Origin of the sequence: Xanthobacter wiegelii, assembly GCF_043193855.2 — a bacterium.
Taxonomy (GTDB): domain Bacteria; phylum Pseudomonadota; class Alphaproteobacteria; order Rhizobiales; family Xanthobacteraceae; genus Xanthobacter; species Xanthobacter flavus_A.
This window is the reverse complement of sequence record NZ_CM195529.1, coordinates 3,382,201-3,402,616: the sequence shown is the minus strand read 5'-3', so window position 1 is coordinate 3,402,616 and position 20,416 is coordinate 3,382,201. Positions and strand designations below refer to the sequence as shown.

The following is a 20,416-nucleotide window of genomic DNA, read 5'->3' as shown; positions in this document are numbered from 1 at the left end:
GGGAGAGCCCCATGCGCCTTCATGCAGCAATCGCGGTCGTTCTCGGTGTCGGCCTCGCGGCGACGGGGGCGCAGGCCCAGTGCGCGTTCGACCAGTCCGTGCCTAACGCCAACGCGGTGCTGATCGAGACGCAGCCGGAAGTCACCATCGACTTCACCGACGAGTTCCGGCTCGATGACGTGCGGGTGGTGAGCCTCGACGACAAGGCCGTGTGGCCGACCGATTGGGCGCGTCCGTCGCAGGAGGTGCGCCAGACCGCGTTCCGCATGACCCAGCCCCTGCCGCCCGGCAAGTATCTGGTGGAATGGAACGGCTATCTGCGCCGCCACCACCATGCGGACGGCGGCTCCATCGCCTTCACCGTGGCGAAGGCGGGGGAAATCCCGCCCGTCACGCCGGCGGCAGCCGGGACAGCAGCCGCCGCGCCTCGGGCCGGCTCGGGTTCGCCCTATCCAATGCTTCTAGGAGCCGCCGGGCGCCCGAAGGATCAGTGACGGCGAGCTGTCGCGCCATGGCGAGCACAGGCGCGTAGGCGGCCTCGAAATCCGGGCTGATGCGGACCAGCTCGATGAGCTGCGGCGCCAGCGTGCCGATGACGTCGCGCGGCCCCTTCGCCGCCAGCGCCCGGGCGCCCATGCCGATATAGCCGTCCCGCGCCGTCCAGTAGGCGGCGAGCCGCGCCTGCGTGGCGGGATCGGCCCCCGCCAGCAGCGCCTCCGGCGCCGGATGAAGCGCCGCGAGGAGCGCCACCAGACGGTCGGCCGGCCGCTCGCTGGCGGCATAGGCGGTGCCCGGGGCGGCGGCCGTCACCACCGGCCGGTCGTCGGTGTTGAGGGGGGCATCGCCGGCGAAGCGGGCCAGCTCCGCCGGGCCGGCGAGGTGGAGGCCGAAGAGGGCGAAGCTGCCGTCCATATCCACCGCCTTCAGCCCCGCCGCGAGTGCGCGGTCGCGCACGCGGCGCTCCACCCAGTCGGCCGGGTAGGCGGCGGGCGTGCGGCGGCCCACCAGCGCCACGAGCGGCGTCTCCACGCTGAACTGGGCGAGCCATGCCGTCGTGTCCGGAAACACGTCGAGGAAGGTGCGCACGATCACCCGCAGCGTCGCGATGTCGAGCTGGTGCAGCGGCAGCCACTGGCAGAACAGCCCGTCCGGCGCGAGGCGGTCGCGGATGGCGGCGAAATGCTCGCGGGCATAGAGCGCGCCGGAGCCGTCCACGGAGGGGTGGTAGAGGTCCGCGACGATCACGTCATAGGGCGTCGTCCCGGCGCGCACGAAGCGGCGGGCATCGGCCACATGGATGCGGATGTCCGGATTGCCGGCGAGGCGTGGCGGTGTGCGCTCGAAATAGGGGAAGCTTTCCACCACCTCGGGCACCAGTTCCACGCCCTCCACCTTGAGGCCGGGATGGTCGCCGGCGGCGGAGAGGGTCGCGCCAGTGCCGAGGCCGAGGAACAGGGCGCTGTGCGGATTCGGATGCAGCAGCAAAGGGATGTGCGCCTGCCGGTGGTCCGAGCGCATGGAGGCGCTGCCGCCCATGCGGAAATGGTTGTTCACCTGCAGGTGGCGGTCGCCGGCGGAATTGCGCACCACGCTCACCGCCGCCATCACGCCGTCGCGGTGCCATTCCAGCGCGCCGCCTTCCGGGACCTGCACGAAGCGCAGGGAAATCGGCGCGAAGACCAGCGCCAGCGTCGCCGCCAGCGTCAGCCCGCCGCCGGCCAGCGCCGCGCGGCTCCGGAGCGGCAGCGCCAGCACATAGGCGGCGGCAAGCAGCGCGAAGGCGTATTTGGCCCCCATCAGGGGCAGCAGGACGGGGCCGAACAGCATGGGCGCCAGGGCGGCACCCAGCGTATTGGCCGCGAGCCCCGGTCCGACGCCGCCGAGCCGGTCCGACGCGCGCTGGGCAAGGGCGGTGAATAGCGCGCCCATGGCGAGGGTGGGTGGCAGGAAGGCCAGCGCGGCGATGGCGACCTCGGCCGAGAGCCGGCCGGCCACTGTGACGGGCAACACGGCCTTGAGGCCCGAGAGAATCACCCCGGAGGCGCCGAGCAGCGCCGCTCCGGCGAGGCAGGCGAGGGCGGTGAGTGTGACGAGCCAGCCGATCGTGCCCTCTCCACCCGGCCCGCGATTCGCCTCCCACCGGGCATAGAGCGCCGCCCCGAGCGCGGTGCCGGCAAGGTAGCAGGCGAGCAGGATGGCGAAGGTATAGATGGTGTTTTCGAGAATCTGGCTCAGCACCCGCACTGTCAGCACCTCGTAGCCGATGCCGAGAAGGCCGGTGAGGAACAGGGGGACCAGAACGGGTAGCGCGGCGGATGCGGTCTCAGGCGCGCGAATCGGGCGAGTGACCGGCGCCGCTGCGGAGTTCCGGGCTACGGCCAGCATCGCTGCCGCGCACAGCGCATTCAGGACGGCGCACAGAACCAGCGTCGCATTGAGGCCGAGGGCGGGGATGATGAGGAAGGCGGTGGCCAGCGTGCCCGCCACCGCGCCGAATGTATTGGCGGCATAGACGTGCCCCACCGCCGTCCCGGAGGCGAGTCGCGGCGCGAGCACGGCTTCAAGCGCCGGCAGGGTGGCGCCCATGGCGAGGGTCGCCGGCAGCAGCAGCACGAAGGGCAAAGCGAAGGCGACGGACCATTGCCGCAGCGCCGAGGCATCCACCGGCACCAGCGTGGGCACGAGATCGCCGAAGAGCGGCGTCGCGACGATGAGAACCAGCGCCCAGGCGCCGATCACCAGCTCAAGGCCGGCATACCAGACGGCGGGCCGCCGGCTCGCGGCGATGGCTCGGCCCAGCAGCAGGCTGCCCAATGCGAGGCCGCCGAACAGGGCGGAAATCACCCCCAGCACCGCCACCAGCTCATGGCCGAGGCTGACGGCGAGCATGCGGGTCCAGACGATCTCGTAACCGAGGCCCGCGAAGCCCGAGAGGGTCGCGACCAGCGTTATGGCGATGCCGGTGCGCGCGTTTCGGCCGAGCGTCAGGTCCTGCGACGCGGCGGATCGGGACTGCGAAGCCTGAACCTGGGACATGAACGAGACGATCCCTGAAAGCGAAAGAAGCCGGAGGCCCGAAGGCCCCCGGCATCCGAAGGTCTCGCGCCGGCCGTGGCCGGCGCTTGTCTTCTGTCGTCAGCTGCCCATCACTGAGCAGGCGTCACTTGGCGAGGGAGACCGCGAGCTTCTCGTTGGTCTCGACGAGGAGTTCCGGCTGGTCGGAGACGCGGATGAAGATGGGGTTCGCGTAGAACCACAGGTCCGACCACGCGGCCACGTCGTAGCTGGAGATCTTCTGGCCGTCGCGCACCACGAGGTGCGAGGGGCAGGCGGCGTCGTTGCAGGGCACGAACGGGCCCTGCGCGGCGTTTTCCGGATCCCAGTCGTTGAGCGGGTTGCCCTGGGCGTCGGTCTCGGCCGGCACGGAGGCCGGCAGGTTGGAGCCACGCACGCGGACGTACATGTTGTTCTGCACGTTCGGGATGGTGACGGTCATGGTGCGCTTGGTGCCGCGCGCCTTCCAGGTGGACGGGCCGAAGGTGGCGATGATCGCCGCCGAGGCATTGGTGCCGGCGGTGTAGTTGGCGCTGGTGGGCGCCACGACGCCGGTCACGTCACCCTTGATGAACTGCACCTGACGCAGCGTCGGCTTGTTGAGCGGCTCCTGGATGCCGATCTGGGCCAGCGACGGGTTGTTGAAGGTGTAGGGCGAGTAGTTGGTGCCGGTGGGCACGTTGACCTCGAGGGTCAGCGTCACCGACTTGCCGCGCTTCACGACCAGCGTTTCGCCCATGCCCGCCTTTGCGCCGAGGCCGGCCTTGGCGGAATAGGTGAGCTCGCCGGAGATGAGATCGCCCTGCACCGAGTAGGAGTTGCCCGAGCGCACGCCGTCGACCACCACCTGCGGGCGGAGCGCCACATTGCGCTTGGGGCGCGGGATGTAGAGCTTCTGGTACTCGCCGGGGTAGAAGTCGTTGGTGGTGCCCTTCTCGTAGATGGAGAAGGCGCCGCGGTTGTGCCAGTCGGAGCTGGCGTAGAAGAACCAGTTGCGGCCTTCACCCAGCAGCGCGTCCCACACGCCGCCGATCTTGGCGGCATAGATGCCGGTGCCGCCGAACGTGGTCACGCCCACCGAGTCGCAGCCGGTGCCGCAGAAGCCGGCGCGGTATTCGCCGCGATTGTTCGAGGCCTGGTGGCCCGGCTGGCTCTCGAAGCCCACGGCGACGGTCGGACCCGCGTTGTTGAAGTCGCGCAGGTGCTCGATGTTGAAGCCGTTGTTCTTGTCCGGGTTGAACACGCCGGCGCGCTCGAGATGCGCAGGCACGTAGTAGCTGTCGAGCGGATAGTACTTCTGCAGCCACTGGACGGAGGGAACCGCCTTGTTCTGGTGGTTCGCCGTGCCCGAGCCGACGCCGGACGCATTGGCGACCTTGCCTTCCCAGTTGTGGGTCGGCGCGCCCTTGCCGAAGTCGGCGTCGGAGCGGTCGAAGCGGTATTCGAACTCGGCCACCGCGCTGGCGTCTCCGGTGTCCTTGTCCTTGTTCTTCTTGCCGAACAGACCCTTCTTCTCGATGGCGTTCTGCGGCTTCTGATTGCCGATGACCGTCATGGAGGTGTGCTCGTGGCCGGGCACGTTGGTCTCGATGCCGGCATAGAGCATCGGCACGCCGGTCTCCTTGGCGAGGCGCACGAGCTCGGGGAAGATGATCTCTTCCGCGCTCTGCCAGCGCCACATGGAGCGGTGGCCCTGCGAGGTGGCCGTGTCGCCCTTGATCACCAGGCCCTGGACCTGATCGAAGAAGCGGCCGGTACCGGTGGTGGAACCGTCACCCTCCGGGTCGTCCACGCGGCAGTCGCGGGGGCTGGAGCCGCCGTGATCGGCCGCGCCGAGCCATTCCAGGCCGTAGCTCTGGACCGCCTTCTTCACCATGGTCTCGACCGACGAGCGGCCGTCCGAGCACGGTGTGTGATTGTGGAAGTCGCCGGCCATGTAGCTGTCGGCGAACGCCTGCGTCGGCATCAACGCCGCCCCGCCGGCAACAGCGAGGACCGACGCCCCCGCGATGAGCTGCTGTGTCAGCACCCCGCCCTTCATGCTCCAACCCCTGATTTTCCCACGGACGCCAGTCCGCCCGTGAGGGCCTCCTAGCGGTGTTCTGTGACCGGGTGCTGAAGGTTCTGTGACGCCATGGAAGGTGAGCCGGGAAACCAACGGGCGGAGGCGTTTGGCGCGACGACGGGACATGCCGGGACTGCAGATATTGGAATGCGGTGGCAGCCGGCACGCGGGGCGCCGATCTGCCACCGGAAGAAAGTCCGTTCTTGTCCGCAAAGCGTCAGCGATCGAGGCGCCCTGTGGGCCGCGGTTTCGATCGTTCTATCAATTGAACCGCGAAAAGGTGGTCGTGGCGTCGGGCGAGCGTGCCGGGGGCTTCATGTCGATCCAAAACCGTGCCTTGATCTGAGAGCCGACGACGTTCAGTTCAAAGTAGTTTTTCTTGTCGAACGAAAAAACAGATCCCCGCCGACGCCATTGTTGATGGTGACGTTCCAGCAGCTCTTATCATCAGTAGACGGCCTGGGTTGGCGTATTGAATTGGATTCGGCTCTTATTGTTGGGCGAAGCTCTCGCCTTGTGGACGCCATACCACGTCCAGCATCCTTGATAATATTCGCGCTGCATATCGATTTTCTGCGCGAAGGCAGGACCCGAAGCGGCAAAGAGCGGGATGGCTCCCGCGACCGCAAAAAGCACTATTCGTCCCGTCAATGACATGGTGATCGCTCCGTCTGGCCTGGTCTGTTACGGCTTTAGCTTGGCATTAAAAAGGCTGGTTTTTCGTTATTTTGCAATAGAGTAATGGAAAATTGGCTCGCCAGGCGAAGCTGGCGGCGCCTCCGTCCGCGATGCACGCTCGTGCCCGATGTGGTGCCGGCGCTGTCATCAAGCCGACACCGGTGGCCCGCTAGGGGATGCGCCGCCAGCAGTCGCGGAAGCACGAAGTGGCAGGGATGCGCTTTTCCGCATCCCTGTGGGCGGGGGATGAGTCTTGACGGCATCGGGTTTGAATGCGGGCGCGAATGGCCCGGCCGGCACGGGGAAGAAGAGTCTTCTGAGGCGGCTCATCGGCGAGCCGCTGCTCCAGTTCATGGTGCTCGGCGCCATGATCTTCGCGGCCCATGCGGCCGTGACGCCCGCGGTGCCAAAGGAAAAGCTCATCGAGGTCACCCCCGAGGTGCGGCAGAGCATCGTCGACGCCTTCAAGTCCACCCACGAGGGCCGCGAGCCGGGGGCGGACGAGTATCGCAAGCTGGTCGACGTGTGGATCCTGAACGAGATCACCTTCCGCGAGGCCATGGCGCAGGGCCTCGACAAGGGCGACGAGATGATCCGCGACCGCATCGTCCACAAGATGCGCCTGCTCATCTTCAACGGCGTCGAGGTGAAGGAGCCGACCCGCGCCGAGCTCGAAGCCTGGTACGAGAAGCGGCGCGCGCAATATGACGTGCCGGAGACCATCAGCTTCATTTCCGTGCCCTTCACCGGCCCGAACGCCGAGGCGGAGGCACGCCAGACGCTGGAGCAGATCCTCGTCGGCGAGGAACCCGAGGAGATCCAGAACCGCGCCCTCATCTTCGGCGAGCGCCCCCGCAAGTCGCTGGAGCCGTCGTTCGGCGCGCCGTTCGTGGAAACGCTGGTGGCGCTGCCGCAGGGCGAGTGGCGCGTGCTGCCCTCCAGGGACGGCTGGAACGTGGTGCGGCTCGATGCCTATGCGCCCGGCCATCCGACAGACCTCGACGACGTGTCCGCCCAGGTGGCCCTCGCCTGGAAGGACGAGCGCCGGCGCATCCTCGGCATCGCCGCGACCAGGGATCTCGGCAATGCCTACGTCATCCGGCGCGGTGAGCCATGATCGCCCGCTGCGCGACAGTCCTCCTGCGTCGCGGCGCGGCGGCCCTGCGCCGTCCGCTGGCCGGGCTTCTGGCGATGCTCGCCTTGGCGTCCGCCGTGCTGCTGCCCTCGGCGGTGGCGCGGGCGCATGAGGCGACCATGGCGGTCATCACCCTGCGCGAGATCGCGCCGGGCCGCTTCATCGGCCAATGGACCATGCCGCCGGTGGACGTGACGCTCCAGCCCATCTTTCCAGCCCATTGCACCTGGACTCCGCCGGAGCTGTATTGCGGCGAGCGGGGCCTGACCGGCCGCCTGAGCTTCATGGGCCTCGGCAGCAAGCAGTCGGTGGCGACCATCCGCGTGGTCCCGCGCGACGGGTCGCCCGTCGCCTACACGGTGAGCGCCGCCAAGCCCTCCATGATGGTGGCCAGCGAGCCCGGCACCAATCTCGCGGTGTGGGCCGATCTTGCGGACACCTATGTCAACCTCGGCATCGACCACATCCTGCGCGGCATCGACCACCTCTTGTTTGTGCTCGGCCTGATCTGGATCGTGAAGGGCGGCTGGCGGCTGGTGAAGACCATCACCGCCTTCACCGTCGGCCATTCCATCTCGCTCGCCGCCGCCACCTTCGGCTGGGTCGGCGTGCCGGAACGGCCGCTGAATGCCGCCATCGCTTTGTCCATCGTCTTCGTCGGCGTCGAGATCGTGAAGCTGCAGCGGGGCGAGCCGGGGCTCACCGCGCATTATCCCTGGGTCGTCGCCTTTGCCTTCGGCCTCCTGCACGGGCTTGGCTTCGCCACGGCGCTGACGGCGCTCGGCATTCCGCAGGCGACGCTGCCCATCGCCCTCCTGTTCTTCAACGTGGGCGTGGAGATCGGCCAGCTGATGTTCGTCATGGCTGTGCTCGCCCTCATGTGGGCGCACCGGCAGGCGCAGGCGCTGCTGCCCCGCTGGGGCGCGGCCGTTCCGGCCTATGTCATCGGCTCCGTCGCCTCGTTCTGGTTCCTCACCCGCATCTGAGCCTGCTCGGGGCAAACTCCTTGGAAGGGCATTCGTCATGAAGTCCCATCGTCCGAATCCGGCGCTCGTCCTCGCCGGTCTGCTCGCCATGATCCCGCTGTCGCCTGCCCTCGCCCATACGGGCTCGGGAGTGCAGATCGGCCTTCAGAGCGGGTTCCTGCATCCGCTCACCGGCGCGGACCACATCATCGCCATGGTGGCGGTGGGCCTGTGGGGCGCGCAACTCGGCAACCCGGCCATATGGGTGCTGCCCATCACCTTCCCGCTGGTAATGGCCGTGGGCGGCCTCATCGGCGTCATGGGCATCGACCTGCCTTTCGTCGAGCTGATGATCGCGCTGTCCGGCATCGCGCTGGGTGCCATGGTGGCCCTGAACATCCGCCCGCCACTGTGGGTGGCGGCGACCATCGTCGGCGTGTTCGCTATCTTCCACGGCTATGCGCACGGCAAGGAACTGCCGGATGCGGCCGATGCCGTGGCGTTCGCGGTGGGCTTCGTGGTGGCCACCGGCATGCTCCACCTGCTCGGCATCCTCATCGGCGTGGCGGTGCGCTGGGAGGCGGGGGCCAAGGCGGTGCGCGCCTGCGGCGCCGCCATCGGCTGCCTCGGTGTCTACTTCCTGCTCGGTGCCATCGGGATCATCGAATGACACGCCTTGTCCAGCGCGCCGGCCTTGCCGGCGCGGTTGCCCTGGTTCGGCGCGCCGGCCTGTCCGGCGCGCTTGCTCTCGTCTTCGCGCTCACGCCCGGCCTTGCCCATGCGCACCTCGTGGACACACGGCTCGGCGATTTCTATTCCGGCGCGCTGCACCCGCTGACCGATTTCGAGCAGGTGCTGCCCTGGCTCGCGCTGGCGGTGCTCGCCGCCTTCCAGGGTCCGCGCACGGCGCGCTGGGTGGTTCTCGTCTTCCCGCTGGCGCTGGCCGCCGGCGGAGCCTTCTCGCTGGTCCTGCCGCCGCCGCCCTTCGCGCCGGTCGCGGGTGTCACGCTGGTGGCGCTCACCGGCCTCGCTGTCGCCGCGCAACTGAGGCTGCCGCTGGCCGCGCTCCTGGTGCTGGCGGTGGGGCTCGGCCTGCTGGATGGCTATCAGAACGGCGCCGCCATGGTGGCGACCACGGACCGCTTCCTGTTCCTTTCCGGCGTGACGGTGATCGGCTACGCCTTCGTCACCCTCGCGCTCGGCTGCGCCATCGCCTTCCTCTCCGGCGTCGGCGGCTGGCGGCCCATCGCGCTCAGGGCGGCGGGCAGCTGGGTCGCGGCGGTGGGAATCATGGTGCTCGGCCTGCATCTGGTGTCGCGCGGGGCCGGCTGAGCCCGCGCAGGCGTGGACCTCACGGCATCGCGAGCGACATTACGGAAGCTTAATCCGGCCGCCAGATTGCCGTAACGATCCAAGCCTTAGCTTCCCTCTCGAACCTGCCGGGCATGGCAGGCAACAGAGAGAACGCGACGCATGACCCGCTCCCCCTCCACCCCTTCCGTGACGAAGCGCAACCGCCGCGCCATGCTCGCGGGCGTTTTCGGTCTCGCGCTCGCCGGCGTGGTGGCCGGCCAGTTCGTCCCGCCCGCCAATTCTCCCGCCCTCGCCCAGATCACCACCAGCCAGCCGGCCGGTACCTTCTCCTTCGCCGACATCGTCGAGAAGGTCTCGCCCGCCGTCGTCTCGGTGAAGGTGAAGAAGGATATCGGCGACCAGCAGATGGCCATGGGCGGCGACGGCCTCGGCGGCAATGTCCCGCCCCAGATCGAGGAATTCCTGAAGCGCTTCGGCTTCGGCGAAGGCCGCGGCCCCGGCATGGGTCCGGGCGGCCCGGGCATGGGCCCGCGTGGCGGCATGGGCCCCAGGGGCGAGCGCCCGGTGGTGGGCCAGGGCTCCGGCTTCATCATCTCGGCTGACGGCTACGTCGTCACCAACAACCACGTGGTGGACGGCGCCGACGAGGTGGACGTGACCACCACCGACGGCAAGGAATACGTCGCCAAGGTGATCGGCACCGATCCGCGTACCGACGTCGCTTTGCTCAAGATCGCGGACGTCACCAACCTGCCGTGGGTGAAGCTGGCGGACGGCGCGCCGCGCGTCGGCGACTGGGTGATCGCGGTCGGCAACCCGTTCGGCCTCGGCGGCACGGTGACCGCCGGCATCGTCTCGGCCCGCGGCCGCGACATCGGCTCCGGCCCCTATGACGACTTCATCCAGATCGACGCTCCCATCAACCGGGGCAATTCCGGCGGCCCGACCTTCTCGCTGAACGGCGAGGTGATCGGCATGAACACCGCCATCGTCTCCCCCTCGGGCGGCAACGTGGGCATCGCCTTCGCCATCCCCTCCGAGACGGTGAAGACGGTGGTGACGCAGCTGCGCGACAAGGGCTCGGTGGCCCGCGGCTACATCGGCGTGCAGATCCAGCCGGTGACGGATGACCTCGCCTCGGGTCTCGGCATCAAGGCTGCGGAGGGTGCGCTGGTTGCTCAGGTGCAGCCCAACACCCCCGGTGCCAAGGCGGGCCTCAAGGCCGGCGACGTGATCGTCAAGGTCAACAACGAGCCGATCAAGGAAGCCCGCGAGCTGACCCGCAAGGTGGGCATGATGAAGCCGGGCACCGAGATCCAGCTCTCCGTGATCCGCGACACCAAGCCCATGGACATCAAGCTGGTGCTGGATCAGCTGCCGAACGATCAGGTGGCCTCGCGCTCCGACGCCCCCAAGGGCGAGGATGACAGCGCCGGCAACAAGGACCTGCCGCGCCTCGGCCTCCAGCTCGCGCCCTCCAAGAGCGTGCAGGGTGCCGGCGGCGAGGGTGTGGTGGTCACCGGCGTCGAGCCCAACGGCCCGGCAGCCCAGCGCGGCATGAAGACCGGCGACGTCATCCTGAAGGTCGGCGACAAGACCGTCGCCACCCCGAAGGACGTGCGCGACGGCCTCGCCGCCGCCAAGGCCGAGAACCGCAAGGCGGTGCTCATCCAGGTGAAGAGTGGCGAGGGCGTGCGCTTCGTCGCCATCTCGCTGGAAGGCAAGGCCAAGGGCTGAGCCAAAATCGGCTGGCCTCTGGCCCGAGCCTGAGACAAGGCCCGACCGCATGACACGCCGGGGTTCATCCCCCGGCGACGGGCCTCCGGACCGAGGTGGATATCGCCATCGCCCCTGATGCCGCTTCGGCTCCGCAGGCGCGGGAAGCTCCAGAGGGCTTCCCGCGCCACTTTTTTGGTGCGCACCCGCTCGCATGGACCTGCCTGAAAGGTGAGCTAGAGTGATGACAACGAATCTCGATCCGGGTCCGCTCTCCGCCATGCGCCTTCTCCTGGTCGAGGACGACCGCGACGCCGCCGAATATCTGCGCAAGGCCTTCCGCGAGGCCGGCCACGTGGTGGACCACGCCGCAGACGGCGAGGAGGGGCTCGCCCTCGCGCTCGACGGCAAATACGACGTGATGGTGGTGGACCGCATGCTCCCGGCCCGCGATGGCCTCTCCCTCGTCACCGAACTGCGCGGGCGCGGGCATACGACGCCGGTGCTCATCCTCTCCGCGCTGGGGCAAGTGGACGACCGGGTGCAGGGCCTGCGCGCCGGCGGCGACGATTATCTACCCAAGCCCTATGCCTTCACCGAGCTTCTGGCGCGCGTCGAGGCCCTGTCGCGGCGCGGTGTCAGCCAGGGGGCCGAAACCGTCTACAAGGTGGGGGACCTCGAACTCGACCGCCTCGCCCATCGGGTCACCCGCTCCGGCAAGGAAATCCAGCTTCAGCCGCGCGAATTCCGCCTGCTGGAATATCTCATGCGCCATGCCGGGCAGGTGGTGACGCGCACCATGTTGCTCGAAAACGTCTGGGACTATCATTTCGACCCCCAGACCAACGTCATCGACGTTCATGTCTCGCGCCTGCGCGCCAAGATCGACAAGGGCTTCGACGTGACGCTCATCCACACCGTCCGCGGCGCCGGCTACATGGTGCGGGCGGGGCTGGCGTGAAGGGGGAGGGCGCCCCGGCCGCCGGCGCGGGCGCGTCCGGCAACGGGGGGAGGGGGCACGGTCCCATTGCCCAGGCGGCACGGCTCGTGCGCACCACGGCGTTCAAGCTGCTCGCCGCCTATCTCGTCGTCTTCGCGCTGTTCGCGGTGTCGGTCATCATCTACACCGCCTGGCATACCCGCTCCCTGATCCAGGGGCAGGTGGCGGACGACCTCGACCGCGAGGTGAACGGCCTCGCCGACCAGTACCGTATCGGCGGCATCCAGCGGCTGGTCTACGTCATCGACCGGCGCACGCGGCGGCCGGGCTCGTCCATCTACGTGCTCTCCAATTTCCAGGGCGAGGTGCTGGCCGCCAACGTGACGGACCTGCCCATCGGCCTGCTCGACAAGGAGGGCACCCGCTTCACCACCTACAATCGGCCGGACGATCCCGTCGCCAAGAGTCATGTGGCCTTCGTGCAGACGATGTTTCTGCCCGGCGGCTACCGGCTGCTGGTCGGCCGCGACATCGAGGAACGCGACACGCTGCGCGATCTCGTGGCGCGGCCCGCCCAATGGGCGGTGTTGCTCATCGTCGTGCTCGGCCTTGCCGGCGGCGTGTTCGTGACACGACGGGTGCTGAAGCGCATCGATTCCATGACCGCCACGGCGGAAACCATCATGGCCGGCAACCTCTCCGGCCGCCTTGCGCTGATGGGGACGGAGGACGAGTTCGACCGCCTCGCCCACTCCCTCAACGCCATGCTGGAGCGGATCGAGGGGCTGATGATCGGGCTGAAGGAAGTCTCCGACAACATCGCCCACGATCTGAAGACCCCGCTCACCCGCCTGCGCAACCGCGCCGAGGAGGCGCTGCGCACCGCCCGCACCGAGGAGGACTGGCGCGCCGCGCTGGAGACCACCATCGAGGAGAGCGCCGGCCTCATCCGCACCTTCGACGCCCTCCTGATGATCGCCCGCGCCGAGGCCGGGCAGGGGCGGGCGACCATGGGCGACGTGGACCTCGCCGAGATCGCCGAGGCGGTGTCCGAGCTTTACGAGCCGCTGGCGGACGAGCAGGGGCTCGACCTCACCGTCAGCGCCGTGCCGATGACCGTGCACGGGGTGAAGGAACTGCTGGCGCAGGCGCTCTCCAACCTCATCGACAATGCCATCAAATACGGTCGCCCGGCCGACGGGGGGCGGGGGCGCATCACCGTGACGCTGACGCGCGAGGGCGCGGAGGCGGTGCTCGCGGTGGCCGATACCGGGCCGGGTATCCCGGCCGCCGACCGCGAGCGGGTGGTGGAGCGGTTCGTGCGGCTGGAGGCGAGCCGCACCCGCCCGGGCTCCGGCCTCGGCCTGTCGCTGGTGGGCGCGGTGGCGCGGCTGCATGGCGGTACGCTCGCCTTTTCGGACAACGGGCCGGGCTTGGTGGCCACTTTCCGTTTGCCGACGAAATGACATCCAAGCGTGAACCAAGCCGTCGGCGCGGGCGTTAACCCCTCCGATGACCATTTCATTCTTCCCCAACCATGATGCGCGCCGCCCCGGCCCGAGTTCCCTTTGGATGAAAGAAGGCTTGCGCGCGGCAAGTCGCTGGTGCCTTTAGGCCTGACCATGCGTTGGCCCACGGAACCGGATTCGGCGGACCAGCCGCCCCTCGCCCTGCGGATGCGGGAAACGCCCGTAGTGGCGGATCCGGAGGCGGCAAAGATTAAGCTTTCCCACGCCATCGAACGGCTGGCGCCGGACGCGCGCGCCGCCCTCGACGCGCTGTTGGCTGACGCGCCGCTGGCCGAACAGGTCTGCCTCGGGATCGTCGAAAGCTCGCCCTTCCTCACCGAGGTCATCCGCTCCGAGCCGGAGCGCCTGCTGCGCGTGCTCGGCCGTCCGCCCCACGCCCATCTCCATGCGCTCATCGCCGAATGTGCCGCGGTGGAGGGGAGCGAGGCCGATGTGATGCGCGCGCTGCGGCGGATGCGCAGCGAGGCGGCCCTGCTCATCGCCGTGGCCGACATGGGGGGCGTATTCGGCCTCGTGGAGGTGACGGCGGCCCTGACCGACGTGGCCGACGCGGCGGTGCGCAAGGCGCTGTCCTTCCTCCTCGGCGAGGCGGTGAAGGCCGGGCGGCTCACCGTGCCCGATGCCGCCGATCCCGAGGCCGGCTCCGGTCTCGCGGCCATCGCCATGGGCAAGCACGGCGCGCGGGAACTCAACTATTCCAGCGATATCGACCTCGTGGTGGTCTACGACCGGGAGAAGGCGCAGCTCTCCGACAGCGTCTCCGCCTCGCCCTTCTTCGTGAAGATCACACAGGGACTGGTGCGCCTGCTGCAGGAGCGCTCCGCCGACGGCTACGTGCTGCGCGTGGACCTGCGCCTGCGCCCCGATCCCGGCTCGACGCAGGTCGCCCTCTCCACCGTCTCGGCCCTTGATTATTACGAGCGCGAGGGCGCCACCTGGGAGCGCGCGGCCTATATCAAGGCGCGCCCCGTGGCGGGCGATGCCGAGGTGGGCCGGCAGTTCCTCGCCGATCTCTCGCCCTTCGTGTGGCGCCGGGTGCTGGACTTCCAGGCCATCGCCGACGTCCACGCCATGAAGCGCGAGATCCACGCCTTCCGGGGCCACGACGTGGTGGCGGTGGAGGGCCACAATGTGAAGCTCGGGCGCGGCGGCATCCGCGAGATCGAGTTCTTCGTCCAGACCCAGCAATTGATCGCCGGCGGGCGTGATCCGCTGCTGCGCACCAGCCGCACGCTCGACGCCCTCGATGCGCTCACCGCCCATCGCTGGATCGAGCCCAAGGTCCGCGACGATCTCGCCGAGGCCTATCACTTCCTGCGCCGGGTCGAGCACCGCATCCAGATGGTGGCGGATGCGCAGACCCATTCGCTGCCCGAGAGCCGCGAGGCCATGGAGGGCTTCGCCCGCTTCATGGGCTATCGCGACCGCGACGCCTTCGCCGCCGCCCTCGTGCAGCGCCTGACCACCGTGCAGGGCCATTATGCGCACCTTTTCGAGGATGCGCCGCCCCCCGCCGTGCTCGACGCCGACCTGCTCTTTCCCCCGGATGAGAACGACCGCCCGACATTGGCCGCCCTCGCACGCCTCGGTTTCAAGGATCCGGCGGCGGCGAGCGCCATCGTGCGGCGCTGGCTCGCGGGCGTGCCGCGCGCGCTGAAGACCGAGCCGGCCCGCGCCCATCTCGCCCGCATCGTGCCGCTGATGCTGGAGGCGCTGTCGCGCGGCGGCGATCCGGACGGCGCGCTGATTGCCGCCGATCGCTTTTTCACCGAACTGCCGGGACCGCATCTTCTCACCGCCCTGGACCGGCATCCGGACCTGGTGCGGCTGCTCGCGACCATCCTCACCGCCGCCCCGCGCCTCGGCGAGACATTGGCGCGGCGGCCCTCGCTCGCCGACGCGCTGCTCGATCCCGCCTTCTTCGACGTACTGCCCGACGAGGCGAGCCTGTCCGAGCACCTCGAATTGTTGCTCGACACCGCCGGGACCGACGAGGAGCAGCTCGACCGCGCCCGTCGCTTCCGGCAGGAGCAGCATGTGCTCATCGGCGTGCGCATCGCCTCCGGCACGCTGCCGGCGGCGCGGGCGGGCGAGGCCTATGCGACGCTGGCGGAGGTCATCATCCGCGCCCTGCACCGGCGCGTCTGGGAGCGCTTCCGCGAGGCACATGGCAGCATCCCCGGCGCCGAGACGGCCGTGCTCGCCATGGGCAAGCTCGGCGGGCGGGAAATGACGGCGGGGTCCGACCTCGACCTCATCGTGCTCTACGATTTCGATCCCGAGGCCGATCCCACATCGGACGGTCCCCGCCCGCTCACTGGCGCCCAATATTTCGCCCGCTTCACCCAGCGCCTCGTCACGGCGCTCACCTCGCTGACCAATGCCGGCAAGCTCTATGACGTGGACCTGCGGCTGCGGCCCTCCGGCCGCTCCGGCCCACTCGCGACGCGGCTTTCGTCCTTTGCCGCCTACCAGCAGGCGGAAGCCTGGACCTGGGAGCACATGGCGCTCACCCGCGCCCGCGTGATCGCCGCCACGCCCGAGTTCGGCGCCATCGTGCGCGATGTCATCGGCGGCATCATGGGACAGCCGCGGGATCCGCGCCGGCTGTCGGGTGACATCCTCGACATGCGCCGGGCCATCGCCGCCGAGAAGGGCGAGGATGATCGCTGGAACCTGAAGCATGCCGCCGGCGGGCAGGTGGATGTGGAGTTCCTGGCCCAATACCTCGTGCTGGCCCATGCCCATGACCATCCGGAGATCGTGGACACCGCCACCGCCCGGGTACTCGCCACCACCGAGCGGCTGGCGCTGCTGGCGCCTGAAGATTCGCATGTGCTGCTGCGCGCCTGCCGGCTCTACCAGAACCTGACGCAGGTGCTGCGCCTGTCCGTGGACGCGCATGTGGTGCCGCAGGATGCAAGCCCCGCGCTCCGGGCCCTGCTCGCCCGCGCGGGCGAGATGCCGGACTTCACCACGCTGGAGGCCGATCTCTTCGAGACGCAGCAGAAGGTGCGCGCCATCTTCGAGCGCGTGCTGGAGACGGCGGCGGAGTAGGCGAAGGGTGCCCCGTCCGCATGATCGCGGGGCGAGGCACCGGCTTCAGTGGAAGTCGGCATCCCCGCCCGTCAGCCAGACACGCCCGCGCATCTCCTCTGCCGTAATGCCAGGCCGCCAGGCGGTGGTGGGCGTTTCGACCTGGATGTCGCGCAGCTCGCATTCCGGGCCAGCGATCCGCGCCGCGACGCAGGCCTCCGCGAACCATCCCCAGAGGTCGCGCGCGCCGGCGGCCCCTGCGATGCGCCGTGCTGCGTCCACCAGGGCCGGCATGGCGGCGAGCGGACCGACGAGATCGAGCAGCTCCATGGCGTCTTCGGCAGTTCGCCGCAGGACGACGAGGCCGAGTCCGTCGCCCTCCGCCGGGCCGGTCACGAGGTACAGCTCGTAGACCTTGTCGGGATGGCGCAGGAAGCGCTGGATCAGGCTGCCCCAGTCCCGGATCGCGACCACCTCGGCGCTCAGATCGGCCGCCATCTGCCCCCACAGCGCATCCACCTGCCGCCGCGCGTCGGCATCATCCGGATCGGCGAGCCGGCGGGCCGCCGGGGAGGAGCCGTCGGCGATGGCGGGCCAGTGCAACTCCATCACCCGGTCGGTGGCCTCGGTGTACAGGCCGAGCAGGCGCGGCCCCCGCATGGCCTTGGCATTGGGGAAGCCGGCGGCTACGAGATGGTCCGTTCCGAACCCGCTGTAGATTTCCTGCATGGTGGCGGCCGAAGCGAAGAACGGACCCTGACGCCCGAGGCTGCGCTGGCTGCCCTTGCGGGCCATCAGGTCGCCCGAGAGCGACATGCGCGTCGGATGCCCGAACGCCAGCGTGGGCCGGCTGATGCCGCCATAATGGATGGCGAGCTGGCCGTCGATCCAGATGCCGAGGCCGTGGCCCCGGTTGTCACCGTACTTCCAGATCCAGTGCTCGCGCGACATGTCGTGGCCGAATGTCTCGCGGAACAGTTCGGCGAATGCTGGAAACCGTTCCGGCGTGATCCGGCGCATACGCCAGCCCTTTTCGACGCTGCGCCGCAGGACGAGCAGCCGGTAGCCGAAGCGTCCTTCCGCGTAGGCCGATTGATAGGCACGGTTCGAGGCATCGAGGGCGTCGAGCATGGCCCCGGATACGCCGAGTTCGCGTTCGAGCGTTGCCCGGTGGCGCCGGGTCATCTCCAGCATGGCGTCAACCGTGTGCGCCGCCATGGCGGAGAAGTCCTGCTCCACCTCCTTCGTAAAGCCCAGCCGTTCCGCCAGCGCGACGATGTGGCCGTAAAGGTGCAGCGGTTCCGGCGTCAAAAGAGTGCGCCGGATGGCGAACTCGTCGAGGATGACAAGGGCTCCCCCAGGCTTCAGAAGGTCGAGCGCGCGGTCGAAGATCTCAAGAGAGTCGACATATTGCGCGCTCTCCTGGAACAGGATCACGTCGAAGGGCGCGGCATCGGGCGGCGGGGTCCAGCCCTCGTAGGTGGCCTCGACCAGGGGCAGGTCGGGGCCGAAGCGCGCGCGGGCCACTGCGACCTGGGCCGGGTCCGGATTGATGCCCGTCACGTCGTAGCCCTTGGCCACAAGCTCGGCGAGCAAGGTGCCGAGGCCGGTGCCGACCTCCAGAATGCGGGCCGGCGGCGGGGGGAGTTGCGCCAGCAGGAGGTCCGTGGACCGCCGCTGGGCGGTGACCATGGGTTCCCCGGGATGATCGAACAGGGCGAAGTGCAGCCACGCCACCTCGCCCACCTCGATCTGCAACAACGCCCCATAGACATTGAGCGGAAATGGCAGGGATTTGAACGCGGACAGGTCAGGCTGCCCGTCCGCGCCGGCCTCGCTCGTGTGCTCCGCGGTCTCGGTGGCGAAGGCGGGCGTTTCAACGGCATCGTCAGGCCCCGTCTCCGCCGGAGCGTCCGGTGACGGGGCGTCGGCCTCCGGAGACGCCCCGTGTCCGAGTTCCGGGGCGTCGTCCGGCCCATGGTGATCGCTGCCGCCCTCGACAGTGGGCTGGGCGGGCGCAACTGGGGGTGTCCCGGCCGGCTCTTCCGTCTCGGGCTGCTCAGGTGCGGAATCGGCCACCGGCGGCTCCTCGCCCTCGCTCTTGTCCTCTCCTTGGCTTGAAAGGGGCGGGGCATCGCAGAGGGGCTGCACCTCGGCGGTCTGCGCGTCCGTCGGCTGCGCTTCAGGCGGGGACACCGCCGCTTCACCGGGCGCCTCGGCGGCCTTCGCCAGCTCGGCCTCAAGAGCCGCGATCCGGTTCTGAAGCGCGGTGGCCTCGCCGCGAAGCTTGCCATTCTCCGCCTGCGCGTGACGCAGGTGGTGCTCGGTGGAGCGGTGGACGCCGAGAACGCGGTTGATGTCCTCCGGCTGCCACAGTCCCAACCATTTGCGGTAGACGGCGAGGCGGGCGCCGTGGGCGACCACCGGATCGAACGCCCCGGTGCCCGCGCCCGAGCCGCCCGTGCTCACATAGGTCGCGCTCACTCCATCCGACCTCAGGAAGCGGCCGTGGCGCGATACCTGGAGCCAGAAATCCCAATCCTCATAGAGGACAAGGCTCTCGTCGAAGCGGCAGCCGGCGTCGAGCGCGCGGCGGCGGAACAGCACCGCGTGGACCGGCAGGTAATTGTCGTAGGCGAGGCGGTCGGCGTCGAAATGCTCGTGGAAGATGGCGACAGGGGCATGCCCCGGCTCCCGGCTCGCCACCACGCGCACGCCGGAATAGGCCGCGACGGCATCATCCGCGCCGCGCAGAAGGGCGGCGAGCGTCGCCACATGGTCCGGGTCGATGTAGTCGTCGTCATCCAGGAGCAGGATCATCTCGCCGCGCGCATGCGCAAGGCCGAGATTGGCTGCCGCTGGACGGTCGAGCGGCGCCGTGCCGCCGACAGCGCGCAGGGGATAGCGCCAGCAGCCCTCGCCGGAACGGCCGGCCTGGGCAGGATCCGCCTCCACCAGCACGATTTCGATATGGGGATAGGTCTGGGCGCAGATGGAATCGAGCGTCTCCGCAAGGCTGGCGCGCCCGATGGTGCGGGTGACGATGGAGACGAGGGGCGCGACAGTCGCAGCCGGCGCGCCCACGGTCGGGGGCACTTCCGCGTCGGCCCAGGCGCCCATGAGGGCGCGGTAGAGCCCCGGCGGGCGGGTCCTCAACTCATCGCCGGTCGCCATCCAGTAGGCCTCGGCAGCGTCCACGCCCGGCCCGAGCGTATAGGCGCGGAATCGGTTCAGGCCGTCGAGGACATAAGTGTCATAGGGTCGCTCGGCGAGCTGGGAGGGAAAGCACCGCATGGCCGCCTTCAGCGTGTCGGTCAGGTCGGTCACGTCGAGGAGACGGTTCGGCAATTGGGGATTGCCGATTTCGTAGCATGCGATGGCGAGCGGCCCGCCGCGCCGGCGCACCGCCTCTATGGCGGCGAAGGCCAGCGCGCGGTGGTCGGGATGCACCTCGTAAATGGAAGGCGCATAGACGATGGCCGGCCGGTGAATGGCGATGAGGGAAGCGACGCGGGCGACGAGGTCTTCGTCGTAGACGAGCCCGCGGTCGGGATAGTCCAGAAAGTGGGGCGCGCCATAGCCCAGCACCTGTGCCGCGGCGCGGGACTCCGCCTGGCGCATGGCCACGTAGTCGCCGGCGTGGTCCGCCGCCCCCGAGGCGGCCGCACCATCGGTGAAGATCACCACCGTGATCGGTTCGCCGGCCTCCACATGGCGCAAAATGGCGCCGCCGCAGCCGAGAATCTCGTCGTCAGGATGGGGCGCGAGGACGAGGGCGGCACCCTCGATCAGCCGCCGCACGCAGCTATAGGGGATTATGCTTGCTTCGTTCATTGGACCCCGACCGCCGGCTGGAGCACGCCCTCGCTTTGAGAAGAGGCGGGCTCACCATGTGTCCCGCATCGCTTGGCGGTACAGGACACATGGTTCGGCTTTAGCACAGCCGAAAGGATATGCGAACGAAACCCGATACACCCTGCGTTG

At 69.1% G+C, this 20,416-nt stretch carries 12 protein-coding genes; 9 read left to right on the top strand and 3 right to left on the bottom strand.

The features are described from left to right. Positions 1–11: 11 nt before the first annotated feature. A complete protein-coding gene (locus V5F63_RS15800) occupies positions 12–494 on the top strand; it encodes a copper resistance CopC family protein (RefSeq protein ID WP_209483723.1) in 483 nt (160 codons plus the stop codon). Here V5F63_RS15800 and V5F63_RS15795 read toward each other — a convergent pair. Together V5F63_RS15795 and V5F63_RS15790 are read right to left on the bottom strand one after the other, a co-directional pair. Beyond that, positions 391–3,036, bottom strand: a complete 2,646-nt coding sequence (locus tag V5F63_RS15795; RefSeq protein WP_394100921.1) for a fused MFS/spermidine synthase — start codon at positions 3,034–3,036, stop codon at positions 391–393. The two genes, V5F63_RS15800 and V5F63_RS15795, sit on opposite strands and share 104 nt — an antisense overlap. A gap of 124 nt (positions 3,037–3,160) precedes the next feature. Next, on the bottom strand, positions 3,161–5,095 hold the full coding sequence (locus tag V5F63_RS15790) for a hypothetical protein (protein ID WP_394028185.1): 1,935 nt from the start codon (positions 5,093–5,095) through the stop codon (positions 3,161–3,163). 955 nt (positions 5,096–6,050) lie between these two features. Between V5F63_RS15790 and V5F63_RS15785 the strand changes: the two genes are divergently transcribed. From V5F63_RS15785 to V5F63_RS15750, 8 genes are all read left to right on the top strand, one after another. Continuing rightward, positions 6,051–6,914 carry a peptidylprolyl isomerase gene (locus tag V5F63_RS15785; RefSeq protein WP_209483717.1) on the top strand — a complete coding sequence of 288 codons (864 nt, stop codon included), beginning with the start codon at positions 6,051–6,053 and terminating at the stop codon, positions 6,912–6,914. A 74-nt stretch (positions 6,915–6,988) separates the two neighbouring features. Further along, positions 6,989–7,918 (top strand): HupE/UreJ family protein, encoded by a 930-nt coding sequence (locus V5F63_RS15780; protein ID WP_394100969.1) that lies wholly within the window; start codon positions 6,989–6,991, stop codon positions 7,916–7,918. A 37-nt stretch (positions 7,919–7,955) separates the two neighbouring features. Beyond that, complete coding sequence (locus V5F63_RS15775; RefSeq protein ID WP_209483712.1) at positions 7,956–8,567, top strand: HupE/UreJ family protein; 612 nt, start codon at positions 7,956–7,958, stop codon at positions 8,565–8,567. Then, positions 8,564–9,229 (top strand): HupE/UreJ family protein, encoded by a 666-nt coding sequence (locus V5F63_RS15770; protein ID WP_394028188.1) that lies wholly within the window; start codon positions 8,564–8,566, stop codon positions 9,227–9,229. The genes V5F63_RS15775 and V5F63_RS15770 overlap by 4 nt, the downstream gene beginning before the upstream one ends. A 141-nt stretch (positions 9,230–9,370) precedes the next feature. Next, positions 9,371–10,948, top strand: a complete 1,578-nt coding sequence (locus V5F63_RS15765) for a Do family serine endopeptidase (protein WP_394100922.1) — start codon at positions 9,371–9,373, stop codon at positions 10,946–10,948. A gap of 223 nt (positions 10,949–11,171) precedes the next feature. Next, on the top strand, positions 11,172–11,888 hold the full coding sequence (locus V5F63_RS15760; RefSeq protein ID WP_394100923.1) for a response regulator transcription factor: 717 nt from the start codon (positions 11,172–11,174) through the stop codon (positions 11,886–11,888). 65 nt (positions 11,889–11,953) lie between these two features. Further along, positions 11,954–13,333 carry an ATP-binding protein gene (locus V5F63_RS15755; RefSeq protein ID WP_394028252.1) on the top strand — a complete coding sequence of 460 codons (1,380 nt, stop codon included), beginning with the start codon at positions 11,954–11,956 and terminating at the stop codon, positions 13,331–13,333. 156 nt (positions 13,334–13,489) lie between these two features. Then, positions 13,490–16,453 (top strand): bifunctional [glutamine synthetase] adenylyltransferase/[glutamine synthetase]-adenylyl-L-tyrosine phosphorylase, encoded by a 2,964-nt coding sequence (locus tag V5F63_RS15750; RefSeq protein WP_209483706.1) that lies wholly within the window; start codon positions 13,490–13,492, stop codon positions 16,451–16,453. Between the two features lie 45 nt (positions 16,454–16,498). Here V5F63_RS15750 and V5F63_RS15745 read toward each other — a convergent pair whose 3' ends face one another. Next, positions 16,499–20,266, bottom strand: a complete 3,768-nt coding sequence (locus V5F63_RS15745) for a PIG-L family deacetylase (protein WP_394100924.1) — start codon at positions 20,264–20,266, stop codon at positions 16,499–16,501. Positions 20,267–20,416: the final 150 nt, after the last annotated feature.

Coding starts and splice junctions, on each gene's coding strand:
- V5F63_RS15800 (WP_209483723.1), top strand. CDS start 12: ATGCGCCTTCATGCAGCAATCGCGGTCGTTCTCGGTGTCGGCCTCGCG.
- V5F63_RS15795 (WP_394100921.1), bottom strand. CDS start 3,036: ATGTCCCAGGTTCAGGCTTCGCAGTCCCGATCCGCCGCGTCGCAGGAC.
- V5F63_RS15790 (WP_394028185.1), bottom strand. CDS start 5,095: ATGAAGGGCGGGGTGCTGACACAGCAGCTCATCGCGGGGGCGTCGGTC.
- V5F63_RS15780 (WP_394100969.1), top strand. CDS start 6,989: ATGCTCGCCTTGGCGTCCGCCGTGCTGCTGCCCTCGGCGGTGGCGCGG.
- V5F63_RS15775 (WP_209483712.1), top strand. CDS start 7,956: ATGAAGTCCCATCGTCCGAATCCGGCGCTCGTCCTCGCCGGTCTGCTC.
- V5F63_RS15770 (WP_394028188.1), top strand. CDS start 8,564: ATGACACGCCTTGTCCAGCGCGCCGGCCTTGCCGGCGCGGTTGCCCTG.
- V5F63_RS15765 (WP_394100922.1), top strand. CDS start 9,371: ATGACCCGCTCCCCCTCCACCCCTTCCGTGACGAAGCGCAACCGCCGC.
- V5F63_RS15760 (WP_394100923.1), top strand. CDS start 11,172: ATGACAACGAATCTCGATCCGGGTCCGCTCTCCGCCATGCGCCTTCTC.
- V5F63_RS15750 (WP_209483706.1), top strand. CDS start 13,490: ATGCGTTGGCCCACGGAACCGGATTCGGCGGACCAGCCGCCCCTCGCC.
- V5F63_RS15745 (WP_394100924.1), bottom strand. CDS start 20,266: ATGAACGAAGCAAGCATAATCCCCTATAGCTGCGTGCGGCGGCTGATC.